The organism is Desulfothermus naphthae, from assembly GCF_054657475.1.
The window spans coordinates 660,666-687,500 of sequence record NZ_BAAHYQ010000001.1 but is presented as its reverse complement, the minus strand read 5'-3'; the positions used below and the strand labels follow the sequence as shown (position 1 = coordinate 687,500).

Here is a 26,835-nt window from a genome sequence, read left to right as displayed (position 1 = left end):
GCCTACAAGCTGTTCGAGCCGAGCACCTCACTAAACGTGCTAGGAGGAGAAAGGATGTATTATGTGTATGTTATAAAGTCAGGAGATAAAAGATATATAGGATATACTAATAATTTAAAGAGACGAATAGAAGAACATAATAGAGGAGAGAATAGGTCAACGAGAGGTAGGAAGTGGGAGTTAATATATTATGAAGCTTATAAAAGTGAAGATGATGCTAGAGAAAGGGAAAGGAAGTTAAAACAGAGGGGAAGGAGTAGGCAGATATTATATGAGAGGATAAAGAGGAGTCTAAGCTAGTACGTTTAGTGAGGTGCTCGGTGAGAGCATGCCTTTTGCATAATGAGCCAGCGAGTTACTCTGTGTGGCGAGGTTAAGCACAGTGATGTGCGGAGCCGAAGCGAAAGCGAGTCTTAAAAGGGCGAATAAGTCGCACGGAGTAGACCCGAAGCCGGGTGATCTATCCATGGGCAGGGTGAAGCTGGGGTAAAACCCAGTGGAGGCCCGAACCGGTGTAGGATGAAAACTGCTCGGATGACCTGTGGATAGGGGTGAAAGGCCAATCAAACCCGGGGATAGCTGGTTCTCCCCGAAATATATTTAGGTATAGCCTCAGGGGATGTCTTGCGGAGGTAGAGCACTGGAAGGGCTAGGGGCCTCACCAGGTTACCAAACCCTACCAAACTCCGAATGCCGTAAGATGAACCCTGGGAGTCAGACTACGGGTGAGAAGGTCCGTGGTCGAGAGGGAAACAGCCCAGACCGTCGGCTAAGGTCCCGAAATCCATGCTGAGTGGGAAAGGAGGTGGACCGGCAGAGACAGCCAGGAGGTTGGCTTAGAAGCAGCCACCCTTTAAAGAAAGCGTAACAGCTCACTGGTCTAGCTGGTCTGCGCCGAAAATGTAACGGGTCTAAGCATGGTACCGAAGCCACGGCTGAGCAACCGAGCACCTAAAGTGTTAGGTGCTCGGTGCTCGGGGTAGGGGAGCGTTCCCTAATGGCAGAAGCCACATCCGTGAGGAGTGGTGGACGTTAGGGAAGTGAAGATGCTGGCATGAGTAACGATAAAGGGGGTGAGAAACCTCCTCGCCGTAAGCCCAAGGTTTCCAGGGTAAAGTTAATCTGCCCTGGGTTAGCCGGCCCCTAAGGCGAGGCCGAGAGGCGTAGCCGATGGGAAGCAGGTTAATATTCCTGCGCCTCCGAGGGAGTCGCTTGAGCGATGGGGTGACGCAGAAGGGTAGCCCAGCCGGGTGTTGGATATCCCGGTGCAAGCCTGTAGGCGGGGGAGATAGGCAAATCCGTCTCCCTGATAACGCTGAGAGGTGATGGCGAGTCTTTAAGACATTAAAGTGGGTGAGCCCAAGCTGCCGAGAAAAACCTCTAAGCGAGACTCCTTTGGAGACCGTACCGCAAACCGACACAGGTGGGCGGGGTGAGCAACCCAAGGCGCTCGAGAGAACTCCAGCCAAGGAACTCGGCAAAATGGCCCCGTAACTTCGGGAGAAGGGGTGCTTCTGGGTGTGAAGGTACGAGCTACTGGAGCACCTGGGAGCCGCAGAGAATCGGCGGGGGCGACTGTTTACTAAAAACACAGGTCTCTGCAAAGTCGTAAGACGCAGTATAGGGACTGACGCCTGCCCGGTGCCGGAAGGTTAAGGGGAGGGGTGAGAGCTCCGAACCGAAGCCCCGGTAAACGGCGGCCGTAACTATAACGGTCCTAAGGTAGCGAAATTCCTTGTCGGGTAAGTTCCGACCTGCACGAATGGCGTAACGATCCCCGCACTGTCTCGGCTGGAGACTCGGTGAAATTGGAGTACCGGTGAAGATACCGGTTACCCGCAGCAAGACGGAAAGACCCTGTGCACCTTTACTACAGCCTGGCATTGAACTGTGGGCTACCATGTATAGGATAGGTGGGAGGCTGGGAAGCCTGGGCGCCAGCCTGGGTGGAGCCGCCCTTGGAATACCACCCTTGGTAGTCTATAGTTCTAATCCTGAGTAGTGAATCCTACCAGGAGACAGTGTCAGGTGGGTAGTTTGACTGGGGCGGTCGCCTCCTAAAAGGTAACGGAGGCGTGCAAAGGTTCCCTCAGGCTGATTGGAAACCAGCCGTTAGAGTGCAAAGGCATAAGGGAGCTTGACTGCGAGAGGGACACCTCGAGCAGGGACGAAAGTCGGCCTTAGTGATCCGGTGGTTCCAGATGGGAGGGCCATCGCTCATCGGACAAAAGGTACGCCGGGGATAACAGGCTGATCGCGCCCAAGAGTTCACATCGACGGCGCGGTTTGGCACCTCGATGTCGGCTCATCACATCCTGGGGCTGAAGCAGGTCCCAAGGGTACGGCTGTTCGCCGTTTAAAGTGGTACGCGAGCTGGGTTTAAAACGTCGTGAGACAGTTTGGTCCCTATCTGCTGCGGGCGTAGGAGACTTGAGGGGAGCTGCCCCTAGTACGAGAGGACCGGGGTGGACGATCCTCTGGTGGACCTGTTGTAGCGCCAGCTGCACAGCAGGGTAGCTATGATCGGCCGGGATAACCGCTGAAGGCATCTAAGCGGGAAGCCCCCCCCAAGATAAGGTCTCCCTTCGAGTACCATTAGGTGCTCAGCAGAAGGCCCCTGGGAGACTACCAGGTAGATAGGCCCGAGGTGTAAGCGCAGTGATGCGTTCAGCCAACGGGTACTAATAGGCCGAACGTCTTAACCCTTTGTAAAAAATCCCCCATCACACCTGTATATAAATTTCGTCCTGGTGGCCATAGGGGAGGGGAAACACCCGATCCCATTCCGAACTCGGAAGTTAAGCCCTCCACCGCCGATGATACTGCGGAACTTAATCCGTGGGAAAGTAGGTAGCTGCCAGGATGTTTTTTTGGATGTTCGGGAAGTGGCGCAGTCTGGAAGCGCACCTGCCTTGGGAGCAGGGGGTCGCAGGTTCAAATCCTGTCTTCCCGATATAAAAGGTCGACAAAACATCGTGTCGACCTTTTTTTGTTTCTGATATTTTGTGTCTAACTGTAAGAATAAATTTCTACTGGTTCAGGTTTTCCTTTTAGATTATGTATGCCCATATTTTGAAAGTGCGATTTTAGCTTTGGATCTAGTTTAGAATAAACCTCTTTAGAAATAGAAATTTTTGTATTGAGTTTTCTGTTTATTTTTTCCAGACGTTGAGCTGTATTTACAGTATCACCTAATACAGTATATTCAAGTCGCTCGTCAGAACCAACTAATCCTGACACGATCGGCCCGACATGTACACCAATTGTGTTAGATATAGCATAATTTTTTAACACAAACTTTTTGTTAAATTTCTGGCAGGTTTCTATCATGTCCAAAGATGCGCTTATTGCCAAGTCCTGGGGATTAGTAGTCTTTTTTGGATGACCAAAGACAATCAGCATTCCATCTCCTAAAAGCTTGTCTACATAACCTCCCCATTTATTAACCACTTCTACCATTTCTGTAAAATATTCATTTAAAATTGCTATTACACTGGTAGGTGGTAGGTTTGAACATAGGGTTGTAAAATTTCTAATATCACAAAAAACCACTACTGCCTCTGTAATAATACCATTCATCCGGAGATTATCATTAATTAAATCATTTACAATATCTGGATCCACCATCTTTCCTATAAAGGATCTCAATATCTGTTTTTCTTTTAATTCAGCCACCATTTTATTATAATCTATAAATAGCTCTCCAATTTCATCGGTTCTCTCCACCTCTATATATTTCAACTTGCCCTTTGACAGGGCCCTAAAAGAATTCCTTAACAAATTAAGGGGCTGGATAAATTTTTCACCAAAATATAGGCTCAACAACACACTTAAAACAATACTTATAAATAAGGATATAATTCCTGCTTTTTTTATCAATGCCATTTTATTATGGATTTTTTCCAAAGACATATCCACACCAACTAATCCAATCCTCTCTCCCTTTGAATTGTAAATGGGACTATATCCAGACATAGTCCATCCCAGGTCATCCTTTACAGGTCTTTCATCTGTTGTTGGTTTTATAAATCCTAGTAAGAGTGATTTGGGGGGATTTTTGTATTCCTCTCCAATTGAGTATGGAATTTCGTCCTCAGTGATTTTTCCATCATGATTGTCATCACTGGGAGGAGAATCTACTATAAAAGTCACTTTTGATCCCTGAAGTCTCATGGTATAGACATATAAGATTTCATCATTGGAATTTTCGATCTTTGAAATGATCTGTTGGATTTTTCTGTATTCAACCCTATTCATATCTTGGGGCGTGGTTAATTTTTCCAATAAATCTCCTGGAATTATTTTTGATGCTATCTGTGAAATTGCAAGTAATTCTTTTTTTATGGTCCTGTACAATGCCTCCTTTGATTGTGAATAAAAATACGAACCAGTAGCACCTGTTATGAAGAAATTTATTATCAAGATGCCTAAAAAAATTTTATATTTAAATTTCATTTTTATAATATAGTATTTTATAAAACCTTATGTTTGCCTATTTACTAAAATTTTAATTAAATAAAGAATGTATAACAAGGTAGTTATTTACATTTCAAAACTTACTTCCACAACCACCTTGCCACCAGAATCTATACTAAATGGGATAGCCAGAATTGGGGCATTTTTGATGTGTTCTAGTTCTTTGCCTTTCCCAATAATAATCTTTGGGGTTCCAGCTTGAAACTTCATTCCTTGTTCAGAGAGTTGAATTCTGGCCTGACCCGAGATCATATTTGTTAATTCTCCAACTGCATCTGCAATTTCTTCATTAATCTCTGTATAATTTTCAAAAAGCATATTATTTACAATTGTCAAAACAGCATCCTTCGTTAATGTAAGAGAAATAACTCCATTCATATGTCCTGAAATTTCCAAAATCCCAGTTACATCGCCTACGGTTATTCTCTCTTTATTGATATAAGGCTTTCCAGGTTTAACTTTTACATTGGCCATTGTTTCTAATACGTTGATCACAGCTCCTAAGAAGGGATTTATAAAATTGACATCATAACTTTTGGCCATAATTATCCGTTTAAAACCCTTTAGAAATATTTTTTTTAATTAATTTAGAAAAATATGAATAATGGGCTATCAACATAGTATCTTACATTAAAGTGCTCAACAGACCATTTAACAATTTATTATGTTGCTGTACAATTGACTTTAATGTGTTTACTGGAATGTCCAATTTATCGAAGACTTCTTCATCCATTCCAGGCACCACAAATGTTGTTCCATAAGATAGTCCAACTGCATTGGCCAGGTTGTCAGCTAATTGTATAATTGCAGCGCCTTTCTCAAAAGATGCTTCTATGGGATTATGGTGATTAGAAACAATATCATTAATTGTATCTGGAAATTCCCAGCTGTCCATAAGCAATTTACTGACTTCTGTGTGGGTAAAGCCTAGAACATACTCTTCAGCCTCTATCAAAGGAATCATATTTTCTCTGGCAAATACCAATGTTTCAACTGAGGAATAAGGCATATTTTTGAATAAAATCAATTTACCCACATCGTGAAGCAAACCTGCTGTAAACAAGGTCTCATCAGTCACATCTTTATATTTTGATGCAATAATTTTAGCAAAAATAGCACAACTCAAGGAATGTTTCCAAAAGGTTTGCATATCCATTAGCTCTGGTGGAATGTCTTTAAAATATCTAATTGCAGATATCCCTAAAACTAGACTTGTCAGCTCTTCCTCTCCAACCAAACTAACTGCCCTTTCCAAAGAATCGATTTTTTGTGTCAACCCAAATAAAGGACTGTTAACCAATTTTAAAAGTCTAGTGGTTAGGGCTACGTCAGAACCTATAACTTGAGCTATGTCCTTTGCTGAACTGGTAGAACTTTCCAAAATTTTTTTTAACCTAAAATACACATCAGGAAATGACGCCAGAGACAACTCGTGCTTTACAATATCTTCAGGACCACCCATATCTTTTAAAAAGAGGTCATTCATCCTTTCAACACTTTTGGCCCTGATATAATCTTCACATGGAAGTTCCCATCCTTTTTTTAACTTATTAAATATTAACTCAACAGTTATCTTAAATAACTCAACAAATAATTTATTATCAGGATTTACATACATAAAAAATTTAAAGACATATTCTTCCGCCAATGTTTGCAATAAACTTTGTTCAAGTTCCTCATTTTTTGCAGTTACATATATGTAATCCACCCCTGCATCTAATAATAGATTCTTTTCTTTTTCGCCTAATTCTGTTCCCTTCGCCAAAAGCTCTGTACCATCTAATCCTTCAACAGACTTAGCTAAGATCATTCCTGGAACAATATATTCCACACAAATCTTTTTCACTCTCATCCCCCTAATTAATTACATGTTTTTTTGATAGACTATTCTACCTGGTTTAATTTGAGGTTTAAATAACTTAGTTATTCTGTGAATACTTTCTGAGTATCCCAAAAAAAGATATCCATCATCCTTTAAATTTTCGTAAAAATGAGAAATAACTTTTTGCTTAACAGCATCGTCAAAATAAATGATCACATTTCTACAAAATATTATATCACTTTTGGGTATTTTTTTTACATCCTTTGGATTAGCTAAATTGATTAACTGAAAATTTACTAATTTTTGGACCTTAGGATGAATCTTATATCCATCTCTTTGCTTAGTAAAATATTTCTGTTTAATATTCTCAGGAGTTGTCCTCAAAGAATAATCATTATAAACTCCTTTTCTTGCCTTAAAAAGCATGGCTGGCGAAATGTCATTTGCATAGATTTTTATGTTCCAACCAATAATAGATACTTTTAAAACCTCATGAAGTATAATTCCAATAGTATAAGGTTCTTCCCCACTTGAACACCCCGCTGACCAAATATTGAGCGCTTTTACATCTTGTTCCTGCCTTTTTTTTATAATCTCAGGTAGAACAATATTTTTAAACATAGTCAACTGTTTCAAATCACGAAAAAAACAGGTTTCATTTATCGTAATCAGCTCGCACAGTTTCTTAAATTCACTTTCTTTTTTAGGAGAAAACTTCAAATATTTTAAATAATCTGCATAAGTTTTTAAATTCAACTCTAGGAGTCTTTTTCCTAATTTATTTTCAATTAAATACTTTCGTCTTGCTGGTATTGATATACCGGTTTTTTCATATATAAAATCTGTTAGCTCTTTAAACTCATCATTTGACAATTTTGGTGTTTTTCTAAGAGAAAGGTGTTCTCTTGAAAGGGTTATTGCCATATTATTAGTCCCGCCTTTTTAATATTTTTAGAATAAATATATGTGTCTTGTCCTTACATGCTTTTTTAATTAACAGATTTTAGGAGACAACTCAATAATATTTTTAAAGGGAAAAATTAAATAGAAAGCTACTCAGGCAATGGATATATCTTTTCTACATCTTTCAAATTTACTTTAAACTTTCCTTTCCAATGTTCAGGCAAACAACAAAAAGAGTACTCATTCCAGTTAATCATATAGGAATGTAACAAAAGACAACTTTTCTTTTTTTCATTAGAATATTTTTTATCTCCTATTATTGGATGGTTTCTCATGCTAAATTGAATGCGTATTTGGTGTTTTCGGCCTGTTTTTAGAAAAACAGCCACAAGACTATTTTTTTCTATATTTTTTAAAGTTTTAACATAGCTAATTGCTTCCACCTTTTTTATTTTACTATTTCGCTGTTCTTCAAAGGTATCTTTTAAAATTGTCCAATTTTCCCATTTAGGAATTCCTTTTATCCAAGCAAGGTAAATTTTTTTTATTGTTTTTGATAAAAACAATGACTGTAAGTATTGTAAATAATAAAACCTTTTTGCCACTAATATGAGACCTGAAGTGTCTTTATCAAGCCTATGAACTAAAAAAGGAGTGTTTTCTGGATATTCTTTTTTTAATCTAGTATAAAGTGAATCTTTTAAATTTTTGCCTGGTTGAGTGGCTAAATTGGGTGGCTTATAGAGAACCATCAAATTATCATCTTCATAAATTTTCTTTAGGAGATAAGGATTTCTTTCTTCTTTGTCTATGATATTTCTATATTCTTTTCTGTAAGGTGGAATTCTAACTACCTGTCCCTCTCTTAACCTATCAAAAGGTTTTGCCCTTTTTCCATCAACTCTCACCTGACCTGTGCGTATCCATTTCATTATAGCAGACTTTGGAACTTGCTTATTTAAAAAACTTTCCAAGAACTGAAATAATTTCCTCCCCGCAGCTCTATGATCTATTGAAATGTTTTGAGTCTTTTTATATTCCATGTTCTAATAGGTTTTAATCATTATGTCTAATAGTATATTATTGGTTAATTTAATTTGTTTTGCAAGTTCTAACAGCCTGTGAAAAACCTCTCTTAATTTAAATCTATAGGAAATATCTGTATCTAACTCGGAAAGATCTTTTATTGCCTCAAAATAGAGGTGCTGTAGATTGTTTAAAAGCAAATTAGATCTTATTGCTGCTTCTCGAGACAAATTCGGACGTTCCTTTAAATGATTTATAGAATCGTTTAATTTAGATGTAGCATGCACAAGAGTAGTAGATATCATTTGCATATATTGGTTCGGATTAACTTCTAAAACCTCTATTTCTTCTACAATTATCTTAGCTAAATCCATTATATCATCAATAGATCGGGAAAGCGCATATATATCTTTTCTATCAATAGGTGTAATAAATGTTTGATTCAAATCGTCTACAATAAATCTTCTATATTCATCTGCTTCATGTTCCAGTTGACATAAACGGTCTAACACTTCTTCTTCATTTTTCTTAAAATAATAATCAAGTAATTTTACACCATCATATGTTCTTTGCATTTGCAAATTAAGTAACTTAAAAAAATCTAATTTTTTTTTCTTTGAAAAACCAAATAATCTCATAATATAATTTCCATATATATTTCAATTTTTTTTAAGATAATATACATACTAGTCTGTTGTAAATCAAAAAAATAAGCAATTATCCAATAAAAAAGAATAGAGAAGATACAAACAATTGGGATGGTGATAAACCAGGCAAGAAATATCTCTTTAGCAACTTCCCACCTCACCTGTTTAAACCGATGAGCTGCTCCAACGCCCATAATTGACGAACTCATAATCTGAGAAGTACTAACAGGACTTCCAAACAATCCAGAAATATATATTACACTCCCTGCCGCCAGTTGGGAGTTTAGGGAATGTAATGGTTCTAAATTAAATATCCTGAAACCAATTGTCTTTATAAGTCTCCATCCTCCACTTAAAACCCCCAATGATATAGCAAGACCACACCCATATATAACCCATTTAGGCACATAAAAATGGTCTATCACACCATAGCTGGTAAGTGCCAATGTTATTAACCCCATGGATTTTTGGGCATCATTGGTGCCATGGGATGCCCCTAAAAAGCACATACTAAAAAATTGTATGCGTTTAATAAAGTTATTTATGGAAAGAGGACAATTAGCCAGGATTTTAAAAGAAAAGCGGGTTAATAAAAAACCTACAAATAGTCCAATGATTGGAGTTATGAACATAACTAAAATCACTTTTAGCAAAAGAATTTCCCAATTAATTACTTCTATACCAAATGCACCAATTCCACCACCAACAAGACCGCCGATCAGTGCATGGGATGAACTCGAAGGAAGAGCAAGTAACCAGGTAATTAAATTCCATAAAAGAGCACTTAGCACTGCACAAAAAATAAGTGCTAAAAATATATATGATCCACTTTTTATAATTGACAGATTTATAATGTCCCTTCCCATAGTGGAGGCTACTGCAGTTCCAAGAAATATCACGCCAAAAAATTCAGCTATACTTGCCCATAGAAGGGCCTGTTTGGCTCTCATGGACCTAGATGCTATAATCGTTGCAACTACATTACACCCATCATGAAAACCATTAACAAAAGTAAATAAAAAAACAGTCCCTATCACCACATGTAAAAATATATTTTCCATAAAAATCTCCATCTAGGCAAACAGATTCATATATTTAACTACTTTAGTCAATAGTCCAATTTTGCCTGATTATAAATTTTTTTTACCACTTGACTCTCGTTATAAATTCAATTAAAAAGGGAAGAGATAATAGGTAATCCTTAAATATTAGGGGGTTTTTATAATGAAAAAAATTAATTTTATTGGATTTATTATTACAAGTGTTTTGGGATTAATACAATTAGGCAATGCAGCATCTATTACAAACCTTTTTGTAAGCACTGATGGGAACAGTAATGTTAGCCAATTTGGGTTTTTTTATCCGTTAAATGGGGGATGGTATTTTGGAGTGTATGATGAGAACATGAATAATGGTTTACTTTTGCTTGAAGGCACGACAGTTTTTCAGGCAAAGTTTGAAGTTTATCAGATAAATAATGAGTTAAATAATGAGGGGAAGTGGAAGCTAAAAATAACCCAAGGTGTAGATGTGAATAAGACCATGTCCTTAGGAGATTCTGAAAGTTTTAGTTTCTTTTTTAAAAACAGTGATAACTATTATGAACCTTATAGCATCTCTGAAAAGGACGGAAATTACTATTTTTATGGACCACCAGGCAGTTCTGGGGAGGGACAAAGGGCTTTTATATTGGGAGTAGACCTGCAAGCAGTTCCCATACCTTCTACAGTATGGTTGTTGAGTAGTATTACACTTTTATTTATTTTTAGCAGAAAAGAGACAATCAAAAATTAAAAATTGATTGTCTAAAAAATAATAAAAATATTTAAGAGGGGGAAGTGTTTTGTTTCTTTGTATATTTTTCAAAAAAGGAGGAAGGAAATGTTAAAAAAAATTTTTACATTAGGAATTTTGTTTTTACTGGTTGGTCAGGCACCTCAAATTTTCGCCCAGGCCTCAGAAGGTATTAAAACTGCAGATGCCCTTTATCACAAATTTTTAGAGACAAAAGATTTAGAAATTTTAAAAAAGGCCCTCTCCGAATACAAAAAAATAGCCGATGCCAATCCTTCAAATTATGAGGCAAACTGGAAAACAGCTATGGCGTGCAGAGAATATGCTGATAATTCAAAAAAACAGGGCGTACCTAATTGGAAAGAAATATGCAAAAAATACGGTAAAATGGGAATGGAATATGCTGAAAAAGCCATCAAACTCAATCCAAGTGAGATTGAGGGCCATTTATACTATGGGTTGTGTGTTGGAAGTTATGCAGATGCTGTATCTGTATTGACCGCCTTAAAGGAAGGTCTTAAAGGAAAAACTCGAAAAGCTCTTGAAAAAGCATATAATATCAACAAAAACTATCAGGATGGTTTACCAGCTTTTGCCCTTGGACGTTTTTGGGAGGTCTTGCCATGGTATGCTGGAAGGGATAAAAAGAAAGCCCTAAAATACTATGAAGAAGCATATAAGATCATGCCTGAGAATTCTAGATTTCGTCCTGAATTATTGTATGACTATGGGAATTTGTTGATAACAACAAAAAAAGACAAGACAAAAGGAATAGAACTTTTAGAACTCGCTGCAAACTCTAATGACCAATACTTTAGCAAAATGGCAAAAAAAGCTTTAGAAAAATACAAAAAATAGCATTGACCTATGGCGAAAAATTTAACATCTTTTAAAGAGACATTTACTGATTATAGCAGAAATCTGCTGTTAAAATGGGAGTTTCAATGACAAAGGATCTTTTAAAAGAGGTGAGACAATTAGATGAAAAGTTGTTGGATTTACTAATTAAAAGAACATTACTTTATTCAGATTATTTAAGAAACAAAAGAAAAAAAAATCTTTCTATCTCAGTTAGGGACTTTGAAGGCACGCTGTGGAAAGTCTGGAATCAAAAAACTAAGGTCCTGGGCATAAGTTCCAAAATGCTCAGGACTCTTTATAATTATTATAACAACTTATGTCATGAATTAGCTGAAAAGGAAGAAGAAAAGGTCTTTAAACTCAAATCCTTTAAAATTAAACCTGTCACTATCAATCTGGCCGGTCCTTTTGATACAGAGCTGACAAGATTTTTAATCTATATATATGCCTTAAAAAATTTCCCAATAGAAATCAAACACCTGGTCTTAAATGATTCAATTTATCAACTCATTAAGGCTTTAAATGCTTTGAATGCCTCTTTTACTTGGGATAGGGACTTCTTATATCGTAAACATGGACCCTTTCTCAATTTCAACAAAAAAGCAATCTTTACAGGAGAAGATGAACTAAACCTGTATTTACTTATTTTTGCAGCTATATCACAGGCGGGAGTATGTAAATTTACAGGAGGTTCAAGTTTAAAATCGTTAGATCTAAGACCACTTTTCTCCCTGCTTCCCCAAATGGGGGCCAGAATAGCCCCCTTAATTCCTGGAAGCTATGGGCTTCCAATAAGGATTGAATCCACAGGAACAATTAATGACACCCTGTTAGTTTCAGAGAAATTATCAGATTCTGCTTTTTGGGCCCTTTTTCTCTCCGCCGTTGCATATAATTTAAATAAAATTTCTATATTAGCTCCTAAAAGGGATTTAACCAATCCATTTATTGATAGAATATTCTTTATATTCAATTTACTAGGAATAAAATACCAAATTGAACACGACAAGATTATAGTTTATCCAGAAAATAATTATCATCCAGATATTTCCCATATTCTTGACCCAGAATTGACTGCATATCTACTTGCCATAGTTGTGATCTGTGGAGGAGAAGCCATTATAACAGGGACCTATCCAAAGGACTTTAAAGATGGTGCCCTATTTTTAAAAATTTTCAAAAATATCGCTCCAAGCATAAGGGTTGAGGAAAATAAAATTACTCTAATATACAAAAAGAAAAAGTTGGATTTTCTCAGCTTGGACATAGAAGGGTCTAGTAAGCCTTTACCTCTTGCGGTCGCTCTGGGAGCCCTTGCAAGCAAGACAGAGATTAAAAGAATTCCTGTGTGTGAGCACGATAGTTTAAAGTATATTTTAACCAGTTTAAATATAAGCTATGAATTAAAAAAGGATGTTCTTTTTCTTTATAATACAAGAAAAGTAAATAAAAAGAATATAAAGGTCAAGTCTCCTTCCCCCAACTGGAGCATAGCTTTATCTTTGCTCTCTTTAATGGGATATGAGATAATTTTGGAAAATCCTGGAGAAATCACAAAATTATGGCCCACATATTGGACATATTTTAAATCTATGCCCAAAATCTCAAATATCTCTCCAAACAATGAGGAAAAAAAGGACGAGAGTAATAAAACAAGAAGGAGAATTCTAGTATCTGGCGATAAAAAAATTGGGTGAAAAAATGAGTAATAAACTTTTTGTTCAAATAAGGTTCTTTCAATTTTTTATAATATAACGTGTCATTTTTGTTGATTATCAGAAGGAGGCGTGTCTTCACTTTTTTCCTTAATATTTTTTGAGCTTATTTCATTAGATTCAGTATTGTCTTTATTTTGAGGAGGGGTTGTTTTCTCCAGATCTGCCAGTTGCACTTCTAGATCTATTTGTCTTTTAACATCTGTTGAAACCTTTCTAAATTCTGCTAAGGCCTTTCCAAGGGCCCGTGCTACTTCTGGAAGCTTTGATGGTCCAATAACTAAAAGCGCAACAAGAAAGATTATTAATAGCTCTGATGTTCCAACACCAAACATTTTTTGTTCCCCATTTGTATAAACCTACACTTTGCTAAAAATATAAATTATTCCCATTCTATTGTGCTCGGAGGTTTAGATGATATATCAAATACTACCCTGTTTACTCCTTTAACTTCATTAATTATCCTGTTTGATATCCTGGCAAGCAGCTCAGAGGGTAACCTGGACCAATCTGCAGTCATGGCATCCAAACTATCCACTATTCTTAGTGCAACTACATGCTCATAGGTCCTCTCATCACCCATAACCCCCACTGTCTTTAATGGTAGCAATACAGCAAATCCCTGCCATACCTTATAATACCACCCTGAATCCTTTAATTCTTCCTCAACTATCTTGTCAGCCTGTCTGAGTATTTTAAGTCTTTCATCTGTGATTTCACCGATTATCCTGATGGCAAGCCCGGGTCCTGGGAATGGGTGTCTCCACACCAAAAAATCTGGAATGCCCAGCTCATATGCAACTTTTCTAACCTCGTCTTTAAACAATTCTCTAAGTGGTTCTATTAACGCTAAATTCATTTTCTCAGGCAGTCCGCCTACATTATGATGGCTCTTTATAACAGCAGAAGGTCCCCTGTAAGATACACTTTCTATTACATCTGGATATAAGGTCCCTTGGGCCAGGAATTTTACGTTTTCTATTTTCCTGGCCTCGTTTTCAAATACTTCAATAAAGGTCCGTCCTATGATTTTTCGCTTTTCTTCTGGGTCAACGACCCCTTTAAGTCTTGTTAAAAAAAGTTTAGACGCATCTACATATCTTAAATTTAAATCAAAATGTTCAGTTAAATAGTGGACAACTTCTTTTCCCTCATTTTGTCTAAGTAGACCATTATCCACAAATATGCAATGTAATTTTTTTCCAATTGCCTTGTTTAACAACACTGAAACAACTGTAGAATCTATCCCTCCACTTATTCCACACACAACATTTGCATCTCCAACTACTTTAGGAACCTCATCTATAACGTTCTTTACAAAGGACGCCATATTCCATGTAGGCTTTAATTTAGCTATATCAAAAAGAAAGTTTCTTAATATCTTTTCTCCATTTTGAGTATGGGCTACTTCTGGATGAAATTGGAGACAATATATTTTTTTCTCCCTATTTTCCATTGCAGCTACATCTATATTTTCAGTCTTTGCAATAGTTATAAATCCAGGGGGAAGACTATCTACTTTATCTCCATGGGACATCCATACACTTAAACTACCATTTTCAAAAACATCTCTAAAAAGAAGAGAATCATTGATCTTAATAAGATTAGCCCTTCCATATTCCCTATTTGTTGAAGGAGTGACCTTTGCCCCCATTTTTTTTGCTATAAGCTGCATTCCGTAACATATTCCAAGTATTGGAACATTGAAATTAAATATCTGTGTATCAACATCAGGTGCATCTTTATCACATACACTTGCAGGACCGCCTGAAAAAACAATTGCACTGGGATTTATTTTCTTTAATTTTTCAATGTCAATATTGCATGGATGTATTTCTGAATAAACTCCAGCTTCTCTAATCCTTCTTGCAATTAATTGGGTATATTGGGAACCAAAGTCTAATATTACGACCTTATTTAAATTTTCCATTATCTTGCCCTTCCTATATATCAACCTGATAATTTGGTGCCTCTTTGGTGATTATTACATCGTGGACATGACTTTCCCTGTACCCGGCCTGGGTTATTTGAATGAATTTGGCCTTTGTTTGCAACTCTTTAATATTTTTGCAACCACAATATCCCATCCCAGCCCTTAGGCCACCTACTAGCTGATATATAGTCTCTGCCACATGCCCTTTATATGGCACCCTGCCAACAATGCCTTCGGGAACCAGCTTTTCAAGATTTTCTTGAAAATATCTATCTTTACTGCCCTCTTTCATGGCATCTAACGAGCCCATGCCCCTGTATATTTTATATCTCCTGCCCTGATACAAAACTGTCTCTCCAGGACTTTCTTCAGTTCCTGCAAGCATACCCCCCATCATCACGCTGTCAGCGCCAGCTGCTATTGCCTTTACAATATCTCCAGAAAATTTTATTCCTCCATCAGCAATAAGACACCTGTCCTTTTCTATGCATGCAGGCACCACATCCATAATTGCAGTTATCTGTGGCACACCTACTCCAGCCACAACCCTTGTAGTACAAATAGACCCAGGGCCAATTCCCACTTTAACTGTATCAGCACCAGCTTCAATAAGGTCCTTTGCACCTTGATAAGTTGCAACATTTCCCGCAATTAAAGGAATATCAGGATAATTGGATTTTATAAACCTGACCCCATTAATCACATTTTTACTGTACCCGTGGGCAGAGTCTAAGACCAGTACATCCACTTGTGCCTGAACAAGCGCCTCTACCCTCATCTCAAGATCCTTTCCAACTCCAACAGCAGCTCCAACCCTGAGTCTTCCAAAACTATCTTTGCAGGCATTAGGGTATTGTTTGATCTTATTTATGTCCTTAATAGTAATTAACCCTTTTAAGTTGTTTTGATCATCTACTACCAGCAATTTCTCAATCCTGTTTTCATGTAAAATCTTTTTGGCCTCTTCCAGATCAGTGCCAGGTGGGACTGTAATTAAATTTTCCTTGGTCATAACCTCTTCAACCTTTGTCTCTAGATCTTCCACAAAGGCCACATCCCTATTTGTCACAATTCCAGCAACTTTAGTTCCCCTCACAACTGGAAGCCCAGAAATCCTGTATTGGGCCATAATCTCAAGGGCATGTCCAACTGTATCATCTGGTTCAATACTAACGGGATCTATGATCATGCCGCTTTCAGACTTTTTTACTTTTTTTACTTCAAGTACTTGTTCCTCAATACTTAAATTTTTGTGAATTATCCCAATACCACCCTGTCTTGCCATTGAGATTGCCATCCTTGCCTCTGTAACTGTATCCATTGCCGCAGATATAATAGGAATATTCAATTTTATTTGTGGAGTAAGATAAGTAGATATATCAACTTCAGATGGAATCACCTCAGAATAATCAGGAAGTAATAATACATCATCAAATGTAAGTGCTGTCTTTATAACTTTATTTTCACTTATCATAATCTTTATTTACCTCCAAGATTTATAATTAAAATAAAAATTAATTTTTATTTAGTTCATTTAAAGACTCATTTGCTTTGTCCTTAATATTTTTAGGCACATCTTTATTATTTATGAGCTCTTTAAACAATATTTGTGATCTCTTTTTTTTATTTAAAATAAATCCATACAAATATGCCAGATTAAATTTGGCCATATAATTTTTGGGATCAATCTCTATAATTTTCTCAAGTAATTTAGCTCCTTCATTATATTTTTTTAAAAAAAGATCACACATTGCCAGGTTTAGAATTACTTCCTCATCTTTTGGCAAAATTTTATATGCCCTTTTTAAAAAGAACTCTGCCCTATCCCATGCCCTCATTTGCATAAAAATAGAGGCCAGAGACTTTAGGGCTTCTACATCATTTGGATCTTGTTTTATCTTTTTCATATACCTGGTTATTATATTTTCAATGTCCGCCTTCGTCATTTCATCCTGAGTTATGTTTTTGTTTTGAACAACCAGTGAAGGATTTTGAAATTTATAATATATCATGTATGCAATCATAAAAAATACATTTATACCAATAAAAAATATAAGTATCTTTACTCTATTTGAATTTGTAATATTCATATTATTTAAACTCTCTTTGTATTTGATTTAATTTTTGGGTAATTTTTCTGTTTTCCCTTCCAAGATACAAAAGATATCCTCCAATACCTATCCAAACCAGAATATTTGCAATTACAAGATAATGCATATAACAAGCTCCAAATATTTTAAAAAATTTTATTCCTCATTATTTGTTCTATTTTATATTTGATAGTCAATTGATTTTTTCTCAATATATAAAGATAGAAGAATAAAAGACCATATGCAAAGAGATTAATCAACATGGTATATAACATTTCTCTGGGCATACCGCCACCTTTAGATGCAAATATTGCTGGATGTATGCTCCTCCACATCCTGGCAGACAAAAACACTAGGGGAACATCTAAAAATGCCACAATCCCAAGTGCACTGGCCAATATATATCTTTTATGTTCTGGTATATCTATGTTTACAATAACTAAATATATTATATACATAAACCACATAATAAGAGTTGTAATAAGTCTTGGATCCCATGTCCAATAGGTATTCCAGGATGCCTTTGCCCAAATAATTCCAGTTATTAAAACCACTGTTGAATATAATACACCAATTTCTGCTGCAGAAATCGACCATAATATATATTTATAATCCTTTTTTAAGATGTATAAAAGACTAAATATACAAACCAAAAAAAATGAAAAAAATGACCACCAGGCAAATGATACATGAAAATAAAAAATCTTTTGTGGTATTCCCATTACCTTTTCTATTGGAGCATATACATATATAAAATAGCTACCAATACAAATAAAAAAAACGCTTAAAAGTAGCACTGTAGTGTGAATAGTAAAATTATTTTTCATAAACCTCAACTATCTCCTAAAATATATGGATATAGAAACAAGCAGATGCCAGCAAAAATCGCATCATATCCTATTATTATGCGAATCCATCCACTTATCTCATCAAAACTTCCGCCACTAATAAGCTGTGTGTAGATCTTTATTCCTCCCAGAACTAAAGGTATTTCTAAAGGGAAAAGTATTGTTGTTAAAAGGGAGTCTTTTAGATGACTTCCAGCCATTGCCCCACCAAAAAAGGATCCCATAATGCATATACCTAAATCTATTAGTAAAATTGAAATAAATGAATATAAAAGGCTATTTGTTAGGTCAATTTTTAAAAATATGACCATTAAAATAAGGAAAAAAATTTGTAAAAACAAGGTTGTTATAAACCCTGCAATTGTCTTTGAAATCCATATCCCTTCTTTAGATATTGGTGCAATAATGAGTAGTTCAAACACATTGTCCCTTTCTTCTATCCTGTAGAGTTCTCTAAATATAAGCACACAACAAAACAAGGAACATACCCAGAAAATAGTGCCACACCATACTGGATGAACCACCTCAAGATTACTACTAGCCAGACTAAAGGTAAAGATAATTATGAGTCCAAGTAAAAGGGCCTCTATTATTCCTTTTTTTTTGAAAAATAAAATAGTTAAGTCTTTTTTTAGGACTACTATGATTGGAGACATTATTAATTTTTAATCTCTTCAAATATAAACGTATTGTTTTTAAAAATTAGTCTTTTTTTAAAAAAACTATCAGTAGTTAAATGGGTTACCCAAATTACCACCTTGCCCCTGTGTAACTCAGATGCAACAAAATCTTTAAGCATCTGTTTTGATTTAATATCAAGACCTGTTTCTGGCTCATCTAAAAGATAAATATGGGGATCTATTACCATCAGCCTGGCTATATTTAACCTCTGTATCATACCCCTTGAAAATATAGAGACCTTTTCATAACAAACTGGACCTAAACCAACTCTATCAAGAATATCTTTGAGATCTTCTTCTTTATGATTTAAACTATATAACTCAGACCAAAATCTCAAATTCTCAATTGAACTCAACTCCCCGTAAACAGAGAAAAAATGTCCCATATATCCAATTCTTTTTACCTGACTATCAAACTTTATGCTACCAGCGGTTGGCTTTATGCTCCCTGCAATTATCCTTATTAAGGTGGATTTACCGCAACCATTTGGTCCTAATATGAAAATTCCATCTCCCTTTTGGGCATAAAAACTCACGTCTTTAAAGATAAGATTCTGGCCAAAAACTTTACTTATCCCTATTAACTCTAACATTTACGTCCTTTTAAAGTTTGCTAAAAGTCCCATAAAGCTTAAGATTATGGCCCCAAACCAGATCCAGTGTACCATTGGATTTTTTTGAACCTCAATCTTTAAAATTCCCTCTTCAGTGCTTTGCAATACACTTATATACAACTCATCAAAAAATCTTTTATATACTGCTACCTTTGAAAATAAATTATCTTGAACAAGATAATATATCTTTTCAGGGGTTAATGTACCCAAATAGCTGTCTTTAAAATGGATGTTAAACTTATAGCTATAGATAATTTTATCTTTATAATTTTTCTTTTTAAGATCCTGATAACTAATATTATAATCTTCAAATTTTATACTTTGTCCTTTGGCCAATATAAAATCTGCACTCTTTTTATATCCTGCGGATATTGCAATGGAGATAGCTATTATTATTATTCCAAAATGGATACCCCATTTACCAAGGGTGCTTATTTTTGAATATAGATTATATTTAAATACAAAATAAACAACAGATAAAAGCGCAGATATAGAAGATGCAATAGTTAAGATAACCAATAAATTTTTAATTTTTAAAAACCATAACAAACCAGATAACGCAACAAAAACCCCAAAAAATATAAACCCCTCTGTTTGTATGGATTCTTTTTTCCATTTGATCCATGGGCAGAAAATAATCAAAAATATTAGAAAACTTGCAATAGGCAGAAATACTTTATTATAAAAAGAAGCAGAAAGTCCCTTTGACTGAGCAAAGATAGCCTTACTGATAACAGGATACATTGTCCCAATTAAAATTATTGAACAAAGTCCTAAAAATATCCATGAACTAATAATTAAAACACCATTTTTTGACAACATTCCACTTAAGTTCTTAGTATTTTTAGCTGGGAATAAAATAGTTATGTACAATACCAAAATTAAGTTGCTCAATATCAAAAACAAAAATGGCTCTCCAACACCACCTTCACTAAAGGCATGGAGAGACTCAATTATCCCACTTCTGGTTAAAAAAGTGGCTACATAACAGCTTATTAAAGTCAATCCCAAAATAAGTCCCCATGTCCTCTCAAGGGACTTTTCTCTTGTTGCAACAATATTTACATGTAAAAAAGCAGTAGTGCAAAGCCATGGAATCAGTGAGGAGTTCTCCACTGGGTCCCATGCCCAATATCCACCCCAACCAAGTTCATAGTATGACCACCACATGCCAAGTATTATACCAATAGACAAAAACACCCAGGAAAACATGGTCCATTTTCTAATCACTTCATATAATTCTTGCCTAACTCCACATATCCTCATAGACAGTCCTAATAGTGCTGGCACCACTAAAGATGCATACCCCAAAAAGAGTGCTGGTGGATGGAATATCATGCCAGGATGAATTAAGAGTGGATTTAAACCATTTCCCTGACTAGGAGGAGGATTGTTTATTAAGAATGGATTGGCAACTGTGATTAGTATTAGAAAAAAAAAGGCCTCAGTCGCAAAAAACAAAGACCAGAAAATGGCCTTAACATTAAGATCAAGTTTTTTATACTGGGTTTGTCTTAAAAATATCACTCCACATCCTGCAATAAAAAAAAGCCAGAGAAGGAGGGAGCCTTCCTGTCCTGCCCAGATTGCGGTTAAGGCATAATACCAGGGAAGATATGTGTCAGTATATGATGCAACATACACATATGAGAAGTCCCTTTTTAAAAATGCAAATAAAAGTATTAAAAAACAAAAGCTAACACAAAAAAATACACTCTGTTGAACCAATTCAGCAAATTCAACATCTTTTTTTGTCCAAAACAAATATAGTAAAAAAATACTGAAAAAACCACATGAAAAAAATCCCAGAACCATAAAAAATGAACAAACAAGCGCCATTATCCCATATCTCCTCTATTTTGTTTTTGATATTTTGATGGACACTTTGTCATAAGTGTCCGAGCGTCAAATATATGATTTTTAAAAGTACCTTCTACAATAACTTCACTGCCAATTCTAAAGGTATCAGGTATGCCCCCACTATATTTTACCAATATCTTTTCATCTGGATGATCTTTATCAACCAGTGGAAATTCTATATAATCTCTATTTTTCTTTATATTTTTGCCAACTATTCCAAATAATCTCGCATTTTTTGATTTTAAATCTTGTTTTGCAAGGGCTTCAGATACATTTAAAAAATAAACACTTTCAGATTTAATAGATGTGTAAATAAGAAATATAAATCCACACAAAATTAATAAAAAAGCAAATAAATAAGTATTTTTATTCGATTTTTTCATTATTTTTCTCCTTGTATTTTTGACAGGATTTCTTGTTTTTTGTTTTCTGCAAGAGTCCTCATATCTTCTACTTTATCAGTTTCATCAACTATTTCTTTACCTAAGATTTCTTCTAAAATGTCTTCTAAAGTAATGAGCCCTGAAATACCACCATATTCATCTAAAACTATTGCCATAGGAATTCTAGATTCTAAAAATGTAACAAGTAGCCTGTCCAGAGTTATAGTTTCCAGAACAAAATGAACAGGTTTTTTAAGCTCATATAATTTTTTTTCACCTTCTCCTTTAATAAGATATCTTAGCACATCCACTTTATAGACAATTCCCCTGATGTCCTCAATATCACCATTAAAAAATATTGGAACTCTACTATATGGCCACATGTTATCCACATCTATTGAGTCCTTTATACTCATCTCAGCAGGTAGAGAAAACATAACAGTCCTTGGAGTCATCACCTGCATAATCCGCTGATTATCAAGCTTAAGCACATTGTGAATGTATTTTTCTTCAAATTGCTTAATGACTCCTGTCTTTCTAGAAAGACTAACAAGTGCAAGCACATCTTCCTCAGAGGTATCTACCCCTTTTTTACCTTTTTCTAAAAATTTTATTGTAAAAGAGATAATATTTATAAGGGGCAAAAATAAAACAACAAGTCCCAAAAGCGGCCTTGCCAGTATTTGGGCAAAGGTCCTGTTATAGAGCACTCCCACGGTCTTGGGAATTATTTCAGAAAAAAATAATATAGTTAAGGTAAAAACTATGGAAAAAATATAGAGATTTTTTTCTCCAAAAACCGAAACAGCAGCAGCTCCAGCAATTGACGCTCCAGCTGTATTAGCAACTGTGTTTAATGTCAAGATTGCAGTAATGGGTCTGTCAATATTTGATTTGAGCTGAAATAAAATATCACCTGTTTTCTTGCCCTTTTTTCTCAATGTCTCTATATAACTCCAGGATACAGAATATAAAACCGCTTCTGTGAGAGAACATAGGGATGATATACCCACTGCCAGTGCAAAAGATATAGCAAGTAACCACATATTTTAACTAAATTCCTTTAATGCCTTAAGTAGTGCTATCTTAATTTGTTTGTGTAACTCTGGATCTAATATCTTGGTGCCTTCATGAGTAGTCACATAAAACACATCTACTACTTGTTCCCCAGGAGTAGTAATTTTAGCCATTTTAATATTTAAATTAAACTCATGCAAAATCTTTGAAATAGTATGTAAAACTCCTGGACGCTCCCATGTATATACTTCAATAATTGTATAAAAGTCAGAAGCCTCTTCATTTATTACCACTCTATCTTCTCTCTTTAAATAATTATATTTTGGAAAATTTCTGTAATATCTTTTTTTATATAGATCTTCTAATTTCAAATCCCCTGAAAGTAAACTTTTTAAATCTTTTTCAACTCTATTGCAAAATCTTTCTAAATTAAATGGATCTGGTATGTTTGCTACTTTTAATATATCTACAGCTACACCATAATTTCTTGTAAAAATATCAGCAGATAATATATTTACTCCACTTATCCACAATATTCCTGTAATAAAGTCAAAAAGTCTTGGATGATCTTTGCATACAAAAATAAATTCCCAGAACCCATTTTGACCTCTTAAATTTAAAACAACGTCCTTTTTTTGAGAAAATATGTGTTCCAATTTATAATGTAGATAAATATCTTCTGGCGATTGACTGAGCAAATACCTCATGGAAAGCCCATCAAGCCACTTTTTAACACCTGATATTTCATTTCTATCTGAAAGGCTTATCACCTGTGTTTTTACTTGTTCTATTAATTTTTTAATATCTTTTCCATTTGAAGTCTCGCCCTGAAGTATATTTCTAACCTTAATAAATAGTTGGTCTAAAAGGGTTTTTCTCCATGGGTTCCATGCCCTTTCGCCGGTAGCCACGGAATCTGCAATTTGCAACAAAAAAAGCATATAGAGTTTTTTTAAAGAACCTATCTTTATTGCACATGTTTCAACTGGCTTTTCCTCCTCTAAATCCCTTTTTAAGGCCGTTTCTGCAAGTAATAAATGATTTTCAATTAAAAAACACAAAAGTTCTATATCTTCATGGGTAAGAAAAAGTTTCTTTCCAATCTCCTTGGCAAGCTCCTTTCCTTTTTTTGAATGATTTTCCCCATAACCTTTACCAATATCGTGTAAAAGCGCTGCTAAAAACAAAATTTTTTCATTTATGTCCTCTTTAAAGAGATATCCATATTCTCCTTTTTTTAATTCATGCATCTCTTTAACAGTTCTAAGCAGGTGCTCATCTACAGTATAAGTATGATATGTATCATATTGAACCCTATATCTTTGATGTAAAAATTCTGGAATAAAGGTATCTAAAAATTTTGTCTCATGCATTACCTTTAATATTTCAAAACTATTTTCTTGATTTAGGAGAATGTCAAAGAACATGGAAACAACTTTTTCATTGGATTTTATTTTATCTACTAATTTTAGATTTTCTCTTATAATTCTTCCTGTATCATGGTGAAACTTAAGTTTGTATGTTGATGCGTTCCAGAATAGTTCCATTAAGATTTCTGGCCTAATATTTACATCATTTGGATCTTTAAACCTTATTATATCACCTCTAACAATAAATGGGCCAGGGATTATTTTTTCTTTTTTATTTTTTTCCACAAATCTATCAAATAGTTTATCTATAAAAAAATTCGTTACTCTCTTTATTCTGGATGTATGGGTATAATACATCCTCATAAAAGATTCTTCTGAGGATATAAATTCTCCATTAGAAAATCCCAATTTAGGTGCAATTGTGTGTTGATCTTCAAGGGTTAATTGTTCTTTTCTGTTTCCACCAATTCTATGTAACTGGATACGAGTCCTCCATAAAAAATCATAACCTTTTAATATCCACTCAAGTTCATCTTGATTTATCCATCCAAGTGCTAATATTGTATTTAAATCAGGAGTATTTAATAAAACAGCAGCTCCCCATTTAATACAATGTACATCCCGAATTCCCCCCAGTCCTTCTTTTATATTTGGCTCAATTAAATAAATACTCTCTCCATATTGTTTGATTCTCTCATCCCTGTATTGTCTTAGTTTCTTTAAAAAACTTCTTTTTTGTCTTGTAGAGCTCAAACTATCAATAAAACTAGTCTTAAATTTTTCATAGAGATACCTATCGCCACCTAAAAATTCTGTTTCTAAAAGAGAAGTGCATACAGAGAAGTCAGATCGTGCAAGGCGAATAAGTCCAGATAAAGAGGACACCTGTTGTCCAACTTCAAAACCAGCATCCCATAAAGATAAGATGATGGATTCAATGAGGGACTTTAAATTCTTTGACAATCTGTTTTGATGTAAAAAAACAAGGTCTAAATCAGAGTCAAAGCTAATTTCTCCTCTACCAAGCCCACCAGATGCAAAAATACATAACCTATCAAGATTTAATCCTTTTAAATAATTAGAAAAAACATCTATAATTTCCTTTGCGTATGATTTTACTGCATTTATCCCCACCACATCCTTTTCACATAATTGAATAAATTTATCTCTTTTTTCCTTTAATTTATTTGTAATTTTTTTTATAGCGCCCATATAATAAATTTTTATTTCTTTTTTTTAAATCTTTTTGGGTCAATTCCATATTTCTTTATTTTGTATTGTATAATCCTTTTAGTAGTTCCTAAGATCTTTGCTGCAGAACTCTGGTTTCCATTTGTTTCTTTTAATGCATCAATAATTAAGTCCTTTTCAAAGTTTGCCACTAATATGTCAAATTTTCCGTGAAATTTACCTTTCTCACTCTTTGATTTTGTTTGAAGGGAAGGGGGAAGATGATGTGACTCAATGGTTTCACCCTCTGCAATCAAAACTGCACGTTCAATACAATTTTCCAGCTCTCTCACATTTCCTGGCCAGTGGTAAGACATGAGCATATCAATTGCAGTTGTAGAGATGCGTTTTATATTTTTTTTAAAAATTTTTGAGTACTTATTTACAAAAAAATCAGCAAGCAAAAGGATATCAGACCCCCTTTCCCTGAGCGGAGGGATATATATTGGAAAAATATTGAGTCGAAAAAAAAGGTCTGATCTAAATCTACCTTTAGCTACCTCTTGTTCTAGATCTTTATTTGTAGCAGCGATCACCCTCACATCTACTTTTATGGTCCTAGATGCTCCAACTGGTTGAATTTCCTTGTCCTGTAAAACCCTAAGGAGCTTTGCCTGTGCCATAGGAGAAAGTTCACCAATCTCATCTAAAAATATGGTTCCCTTATTTGCCTCTTGAAAACACCCTTTTCTTCTGGAAAGCGCACCTGTAAATGCGCCTTTTTCGTGACCAAAGAGCTCACTTTCAAGCAAACTCTCGGGCATTGCCGCGCAATTAACCTTGATATAAGGACCTTTTGCCCTGCTGCTATTTTCATGGATAGCACTGGCCACAAGCTCCTTTCCTGTTCCTGTCTCCCCAGTGATCAAAACAGTGGTGTCTGTGTTGGCAACTTGATCTATTAATTTCAGGACTTCAAGTATTCCTTTTGACCTTCCAATTATATTAGTCTTTGGCCTGCTAGCAGTAGCAAGTTGTTTTCTTAATTTTCTATTTTCCTCTTCAACTGCCCTAAAATACACCGCCTTTCCCAGTAAATGGGCAACTGAAGATAGAAGTTCTAATTCCTTATCTAAGTCTTCTACTTCCCTGCTAAGTTTATCAGCAGAAAGAATCCCAACGACCTTTCCCTTAAAAAAGATTGGGACACACAAAAATGAGAGCTCTTTTCTATTAATTTTACTCCTTGCACCAGTTCTATCCAGAAAATGGGTCTCTTTGCCTAAATTTGCAATTGCCATAGGTCTTCCTGTCTGGGCAACTATACCTGTTATCCCTTCCCCAGGCCTATATGTTATTTTCTCCTGGCCAATCTCAACTCCCCTGGCAATATCCAGCCACACTTCTTTAGACTGGAGGTCTAAGACTGAAATCATACCTCTATTCATGCCCAACTTTTCACTTAAGATATTCAAGACCTTTGACATGAGGCCTTGAATATCCTCTTCAGATGCAACCACCCTTGCTATTTCGTATAAAGCAAGCAGGTCATTATAAGTCAAATTCATAGATAATGTTTTTTGTGGTAGAGACTAAATTTAATAATTTTTATTCCACATAGAATCA

At 35.4% G+C, this 26,835-nt stretch carries 23 protein-coding genes, 1 tRNA gene and 2 rRNA genes (1 of these 26 cut by a window edge); 6 read left to right on the top strand and 20 right to left on the bottom strand.

Annotated features, from left to right (window positions below; genetic code table 11):
• From ACYQ1E_RS03290 to ACYQ1E_RS03280, 3 genes are all read left to right on the top strand, one after another.
• A 23S ribosomal RNA gene (locus tag ACYQ1E_RS03290) occupies nucleotides 1-2,706 on the top strand (it extends 646 nt beyond the left edge of the window).
• Between the two features lie 40 nt (nucleotides 2,707-2,746).
• Nucleotides 2,747-2,863 (top strand): 5S ribosomal RNA (gene rrf, locus ACYQ1E_RS03285).
• A 16-nt stretch (nucleotides 2,864-2,879) separates the two neighbouring features.
• Nucleotides 2,880-2,953 (top strand) — tRNA-Pro (locus ACYQ1E_RS03280).
• A gap of 56 nt (nucleotides 2,954-3,009) precedes the next feature.
• Here ACYQ1E_RS03280 and ACYQ1E_RS03275 read toward each other — a convergent pair.
• The 7 genes from ACYQ1E_RS03275 to ACYQ1E_RS03245 all read right to left on the bottom strand — a co-directional run bounded on the left by ACYQ1E_RS03275 (nucleotide 3,010) and on the right by ACYQ1E_RS03245 (nucleotide 9,935).
• Nucleotides 3,010-4,356, bottom strand: coding sequence for an adenylate/guanylate cyclase domain-containing protein (locus tag ACYQ1E_RS03275; protein ID WP_459875298.1), 1,347 nt, complete (start codon nucleotides 4,354-4,356; stop codon nucleotides 3,010-3,012).
• A 186-nt stretch (nucleotides 4,357-4,542) separates the two neighbouring features.
• A complete protein-coding gene (locus ACYQ1E_RS03270; RefSeq protein WP_459875296.1) occupies nucleotides 4,543-5,019 on the bottom strand; it encodes a chemotaxis protein CheX in 477 nt (158 codons plus the stop codon).
• Nucleotides 5,020-5,101: 82 nt separating this feature from the next.
• The gene (locus ACYQ1E_RS03265; protein ID WP_459875294.1) at nucleotides 5,102-6,322 is read right to left on the bottom strand and encodes an HDOD domain-containing protein; all 1,221 of its coding nucleotides are present in this window, start codon (nucleotides 6,320-6,322) and stop codon (nucleotides 5,102-5,104) included.
• 18 nt (nucleotides 6,323-6,340) lie between these two features.
• Entirely contained in the window at nucleotides 6,341-7,222 is an 882-nt protein-coding gene (locus tag ACYQ1E_RS03260) for a CheR family methyltransferase (protein ID WP_459875292.1), read from the bottom strand.
• Nucleotides 7,223-7,350: 128 nt separating this feature from the next.
• Complete coding sequence (locus ACYQ1E_RS03255; protein ID WP_459875290.1) at nucleotides 7,351-8,175, bottom strand: RluA family pseudouridine synthase; 825 nt, start codon at nucleotides 8,173-8,175, stop codon at nucleotides 7,351-7,353.
• Between the two features lie 72 nt (nucleotides 8,176-8,247).
• Nucleotides 8,248-8,865 carry a DUF47 domain-containing protein gene (locus tag ACYQ1E_RS03250; RefSeq protein ID WP_459875288.1) on the bottom strand — a complete coding sequence of 206 codons (618 nt, stop codon included), beginning with the start codon at nucleotides 8,863-8,865 and terminating at the stop codon, nucleotides 8,248-8,250.
• Nucleotides 8,862-9,935: an inorganic phosphate transporter gene (locus ACYQ1E_RS03245; RefSeq protein ID WP_459875287.1), complete on the bottom strand. Its 1,074-nt coding sequence runs from the start codon at nucleotides 9,933-9,935 to the stop codon at nucleotides 8,862-8,864. Before ACYQ1E_RS03245 ends, ACYQ1E_RS03250 begins: the two co-directional genes overlap by 4 nt.
• Nucleotides 9,936-10,098: 163 nt before the next feature.
• On the opposite strand from ACYQ1E_RS03245, the gene ACYQ1E_RS03240 reads away from it, so the two are divergent.
• The 3 genes from ACYQ1E_RS03240 to ACYQ1E_RS03230 all read left to right on the top strand — a co-directional run bounded on the left by ACYQ1E_RS03240 (nucleotide 10,099) and on the right by ACYQ1E_RS03230 (nucleotide 13,226).
• Nucleotides 10,099-10,668 carry a hypothetical protein gene (locus ACYQ1E_RS03240; RefSeq protein ID WP_459875285.1) on the top strand — a complete coding sequence of 190 codons (570 nt, stop codon included), beginning with the start codon at nucleotides 10,099-10,101 and terminating at the stop codon, nucleotides 10,666-10,668.
• Between the two features lie 87 nt (nucleotides 10,669-10,755).
• Complete coding sequence (locus tag ACYQ1E_RS03235; RefSeq protein ID WP_459875283.1) at nucleotides 10,756-11,526, top strand: tetratricopeptide repeat protein; 771 nt, start codon at nucleotides 10,756-10,758, stop codon at nucleotides 11,524-11,526.
• Nucleotides 11,527-11,612: 86 nt separating this feature from the next.
• Nucleotides 11,613-13,226 (top strand): 3-phosphoshikimate 1-carboxyvinyltransferase, encoded by a 1,614-nt coding sequence (locus tag ACYQ1E_RS03230; protein ID WP_459875281.1) that lies wholly within the window; start codon nucleotides 11,613-11,615, stop codon nucleotides 13,224-13,226.
• 62 nt (nucleotides 13,227-13,288) lie between these two features.
• Here the strand turns inward: ACYQ1E_RS03230 and tatB are convergent, their stop codons facing one another.
• The 13 genes from tatB to ACYQ1E_RS03165 are packed head-to-tail and all read right to left on the bottom strand — an operon-like array spanning nucleotide 13,289 to nucleotide 26,777.
• Nucleotides 13,289-13,579 carry a Sec-independent protein translocase protein TatB gene (gene tatB, locus ACYQ1E_RS03225; RefSeq protein WP_459875280.1) on the bottom strand — a complete coding sequence of 97 codons (291 nt, stop codon included), beginning with the start codon at nucleotides 13,577-13,579 and terminating at the stop codon, nucleotides 13,289-13,291.
• Between the two features lie 47 nt (nucleotides 13,580-13,626).
• The gene (gene guaA, locus ACYQ1E_RS03220; protein ID WP_459875278.1) at nucleotides 13,627-15,174 is read right to left on the bottom strand and encodes a glutamine-hydrolyzing GMP synthase; all 1,548 of its coding nucleotides are present in this window, start codon (nucleotides 15,172-15,174) and stop codon (nucleotides 13,627-13,629) included.
• A 13-nt stretch (nucleotides 15,175-15,187) separates the two neighbouring features.
• Nucleotides 15,188-16,651 (bottom strand): IMP dehydrogenase, encoded by a 1,464-nt coding sequence (guaB, locus tag ACYQ1E_RS03215; protein WP_459875276.1) that lies wholly within the window; start codon nucleotides 16,649-16,651, stop codon nucleotides 15,188-15,190.
• Nucleotides 16,652-16,691: 40 nt separating this feature from the next.
• The gene (locus ACYQ1E_RS03210; RefSeq protein WP_459875274.1) at nucleotides 16,692-17,267 is read right to left on the bottom strand and encodes a tetratricopeptide repeat protein; all 576 of its coding nucleotides are present in this window, start codon (nucleotides 17,265-17,267) and stop codon (nucleotides 16,692-16,694) included.
• Between the two features lies 1 nt (nucleotide 17,268).
• Entirely contained in the window at nucleotides 17,269-17,394 is a 126-nt protein-coding gene (locus tag ACYQ1E_RS03205) for a CcmD family protein (protein ID WP_459875272.1), read from the bottom strand.
• Between the two features lie 19 nt (nucleotides 17,395-17,413).
• On the bottom strand, nucleotides 17,414-18,094 hold the full coding sequence (gene ccsA / locus ACYQ1E_RS03200) for a cytochrome c biogenesis protein CcsA (protein WP_459875270.1): 681 nt from the start codon (nucleotides 18,092-18,094) through the stop codon (nucleotides 17,414-17,416).
• A gap of 5 nt (nucleotides 18,095-18,099) precedes the next feature.
• Nucleotides 18,100-18,771 (bottom strand): heme exporter protein CcmB, encoded by a 672-nt coding sequence (locus tag ACYQ1E_RS03195; protein ID WP_459875268.1) that lies wholly within the window; start codon nucleotides 18,769-18,771, stop codon nucleotides 18,100-18,102.
• Nucleotides 18,772-18,773: 2 nt separating this feature from the next.
• Nucleotides 18,774-19,388 carry an ABC transporter ATP-binding protein gene (locus ACYQ1E_RS03190; RefSeq protein WP_459875266.1) on the bottom strand — a complete coding sequence of 205 codons (615 nt, stop codon included), beginning with the start codon at nucleotides 19,386-19,388 and terminating at the stop codon, nucleotides 18,774-18,776.
• On the bottom strand, nucleotides 19,389-21,248 hold the full coding sequence (locus ACYQ1E_RS03185) for a heme lyase CcmF/NrfE family subunit (RefSeq protein WP_459875264.1): 1,860 nt from the start codon (nucleotides 21,246-21,248) through the stop codon (nucleotides 19,389-19,391).
• Nucleotides 21,248-21,652 (bottom strand): cytochrome c maturation protein CcmE, encoded by a 405-nt coding sequence (locus tag ACYQ1E_RS03180; protein ID WP_459875263.1) that lies wholly within the window; start codon nucleotides 21,650-21,652, stop codon nucleotides 21,248-21,250. The genes ACYQ1E_RS03185 and ACYQ1E_RS03180 overlap by 1 nt, the downstream gene beginning before the upstream one ends.
• The gene (locus ACYQ1E_RS03175) at nucleotides 21,652-22,698 is read right to left on the bottom strand and encodes a hemolysin family protein (protein WP_459875262.1); all 1,047 of its coding nucleotides are present in this window, start codon (nucleotides 22,696-22,698) and stop codon (nucleotides 21,652-21,654) included. Before ACYQ1E_RS03175 ends, ACYQ1E_RS03180 begins: the two co-directional genes overlap by 1 nt.
• A 3-nt stretch (nucleotides 22,699-22,701) precedes the next feature.
• On the bottom strand, nucleotides 22,702-25,251 hold the full coding sequence (gene glnD, locus ACYQ1E_RS03170) for a [protein-PII] uridylyltransferase (RefSeq protein WP_459875260.1): 2,550 nt from the start codon (nucleotides 25,249-25,251) through the stop codon (nucleotides 22,702-22,704).
• Between the two features lie 11 nt (nucleotides 25,252-25,262).
• A complete protein-coding gene (locus ACYQ1E_RS03165; protein ID WP_459875258.1) occupies nucleotides 25,263-26,777 on the bottom strand; it encodes a sigma-54 interaction domain-containing protein in 1,515 nt (504 codons plus the stop codon).
• Nucleotides 26,778-26,835 lie beyond the last annotated feature (58 nt).

What these genes read in the sequence shown, in the direction of transcription:
- ACYQ1E_RS03245 (WP_459875287.1), bottom strand. Translation starts at nt 9,935, where the DNA reads ATGGAAAATATATTTTTACATGTGGTGATAGGGACTGTTTTTTTATTT.
- ACYQ1E_RS03185 (WP_459875264.1), bottom strand. Translation starts at nt 21,248, where the DNA reads ATGGCGCTTGTTTGTTCATTTTTTATGGTTCTGGGATTTTTTTCATGT.
- ACYQ1E_RS03195 (WP_459875268.1), bottom strand. Translation starts at nt 18,771, where the DNA reads ATGTCTCCAATCATAGTAGTCCTAAAAAAAGACTTAACTATTTTATTT.
- ACYQ1E_RS03165 (WP_459875258.1), bottom strand. Translation starts at nt 26,777, where the DNA reads ATGAATTTGACTTATAATGACCTGCTTGCTTTATACGAAATAGCAAGG.
- tatB (WP_459875280.1), bottom strand. Translation starts at nt 13,579, where the DNA reads ATGTTTGGTGTTGGAACATCAGAGCTATTAATAATCTTTCTTGTTGCG.
- guaB (WP_459875276.1), bottom strand. Translation starts at nt 16,651, where the DNA reads ATGATAAGTGAAAATAAAGTTATAAAGACAGCACTTACATTTGATGAT.
- ACYQ1E_RS03180 (WP_459875263.1), bottom strand. Translation starts at nt 21,652, where the DNA reads ATGAAAAAATCGAATAAAAATACTTATTTATTTGCTTTTTTATTAATT.
- ACYQ1E_RS03270 (WP_459875296.1), bottom strand. Translation starts at nt 5,019, where the DNA reads ATGGCCAAAAGTTATGATGTCAATTTTATAAATCCCTTCTTAGGAGCT.
- ACYQ1E_RS03175 (WP_459875262.1), bottom strand. Translation starts at nt 22,698, where the DNA reads ATGTGGTTACTTGCTATATCTTTTGCACTGGCAGTGGGTATATCATCC.
- glnD (WP_459875260.1), bottom strand. Translation starts at nt 25,251, where the DNA reads ATGGGCGCTATAAAAAAAATTACAAATAAATTAAAGGAAAAAAGAGAT.
- ACYQ1E_RS03250 (WP_459875288.1), bottom strand. Translation starts at nt 8,865, where the DNA reads ATGAGATTATTTGGTTTTTCAAAGAAAAAAAAATTAGATTTTTTTAAG.
- ACYQ1E_RS03210 (WP_459875274.1), bottom strand. Translation starts at nt 17,267, where the DNA reads ATGAATATTACAAATTCAAATAGAGTAAAGATACTTATATTTTTTATT.
- ACYQ1E_RS03230 (WP_459875281.1), top strand. Translation starts at nt 11,613, where the DNA reads ATGACAAAGGATCTTTTAAAAGAGGTGAGACAATTAGATGAAAAGTTG.
- guaA (WP_459875278.1), bottom strand. Translation starts at nt 15,174, where the DNA reads ATGGAAAATTTAAATAAGGTCGTAATATTAGACTTTGGTTCCCAATAT.
- ACYQ1E_RS03205 (WP_459875272.1), bottom strand. Translation starts at nt 17,394, where the DNA reads ATGCATTATCTTGTAATTGCAAATATTCTGGTTTGGATAGGTATTGGA.
- ACYQ1E_RS03260 (WP_459875292.1), bottom strand. Translation starts at nt 7,222, where the DNA reads ATGGCAATAACCCTTTCAAGAGAACACCTTTCTCTTAGAAAAACACCA.
- ACYQ1E_RS03235 (WP_459875283.1), top strand. Translation starts at nt 10,756, where the DNA reads ATGTTAAAAAAAATTTTTACATTAGGAATTTTGTTTTTACTGGTTGGT.
- ccsA (WP_459875270.1), bottom strand. Translation starts at nt 18,094, where the DNA reads ATGAAAAATAATTTTACTATTCACACTACAGTGCTACTTTTAAGCGTT.
- ACYQ1E_RS03190 (WP_459875266.1), bottom strand. Translation starts at nt 19,388, where the DNA reads ATGTTAGAGTTAATAGGGATAAGTAAAGTTTTTGGCCAGAATCTTATC.
- ACYQ1E_RS03240 (WP_459875285.1), top strand. Translation starts at nt 10,099, where the DNA reads ATGAAAAAAATTAATTTTATTGGATTTATTATTACAAGTGTTTTGGGA.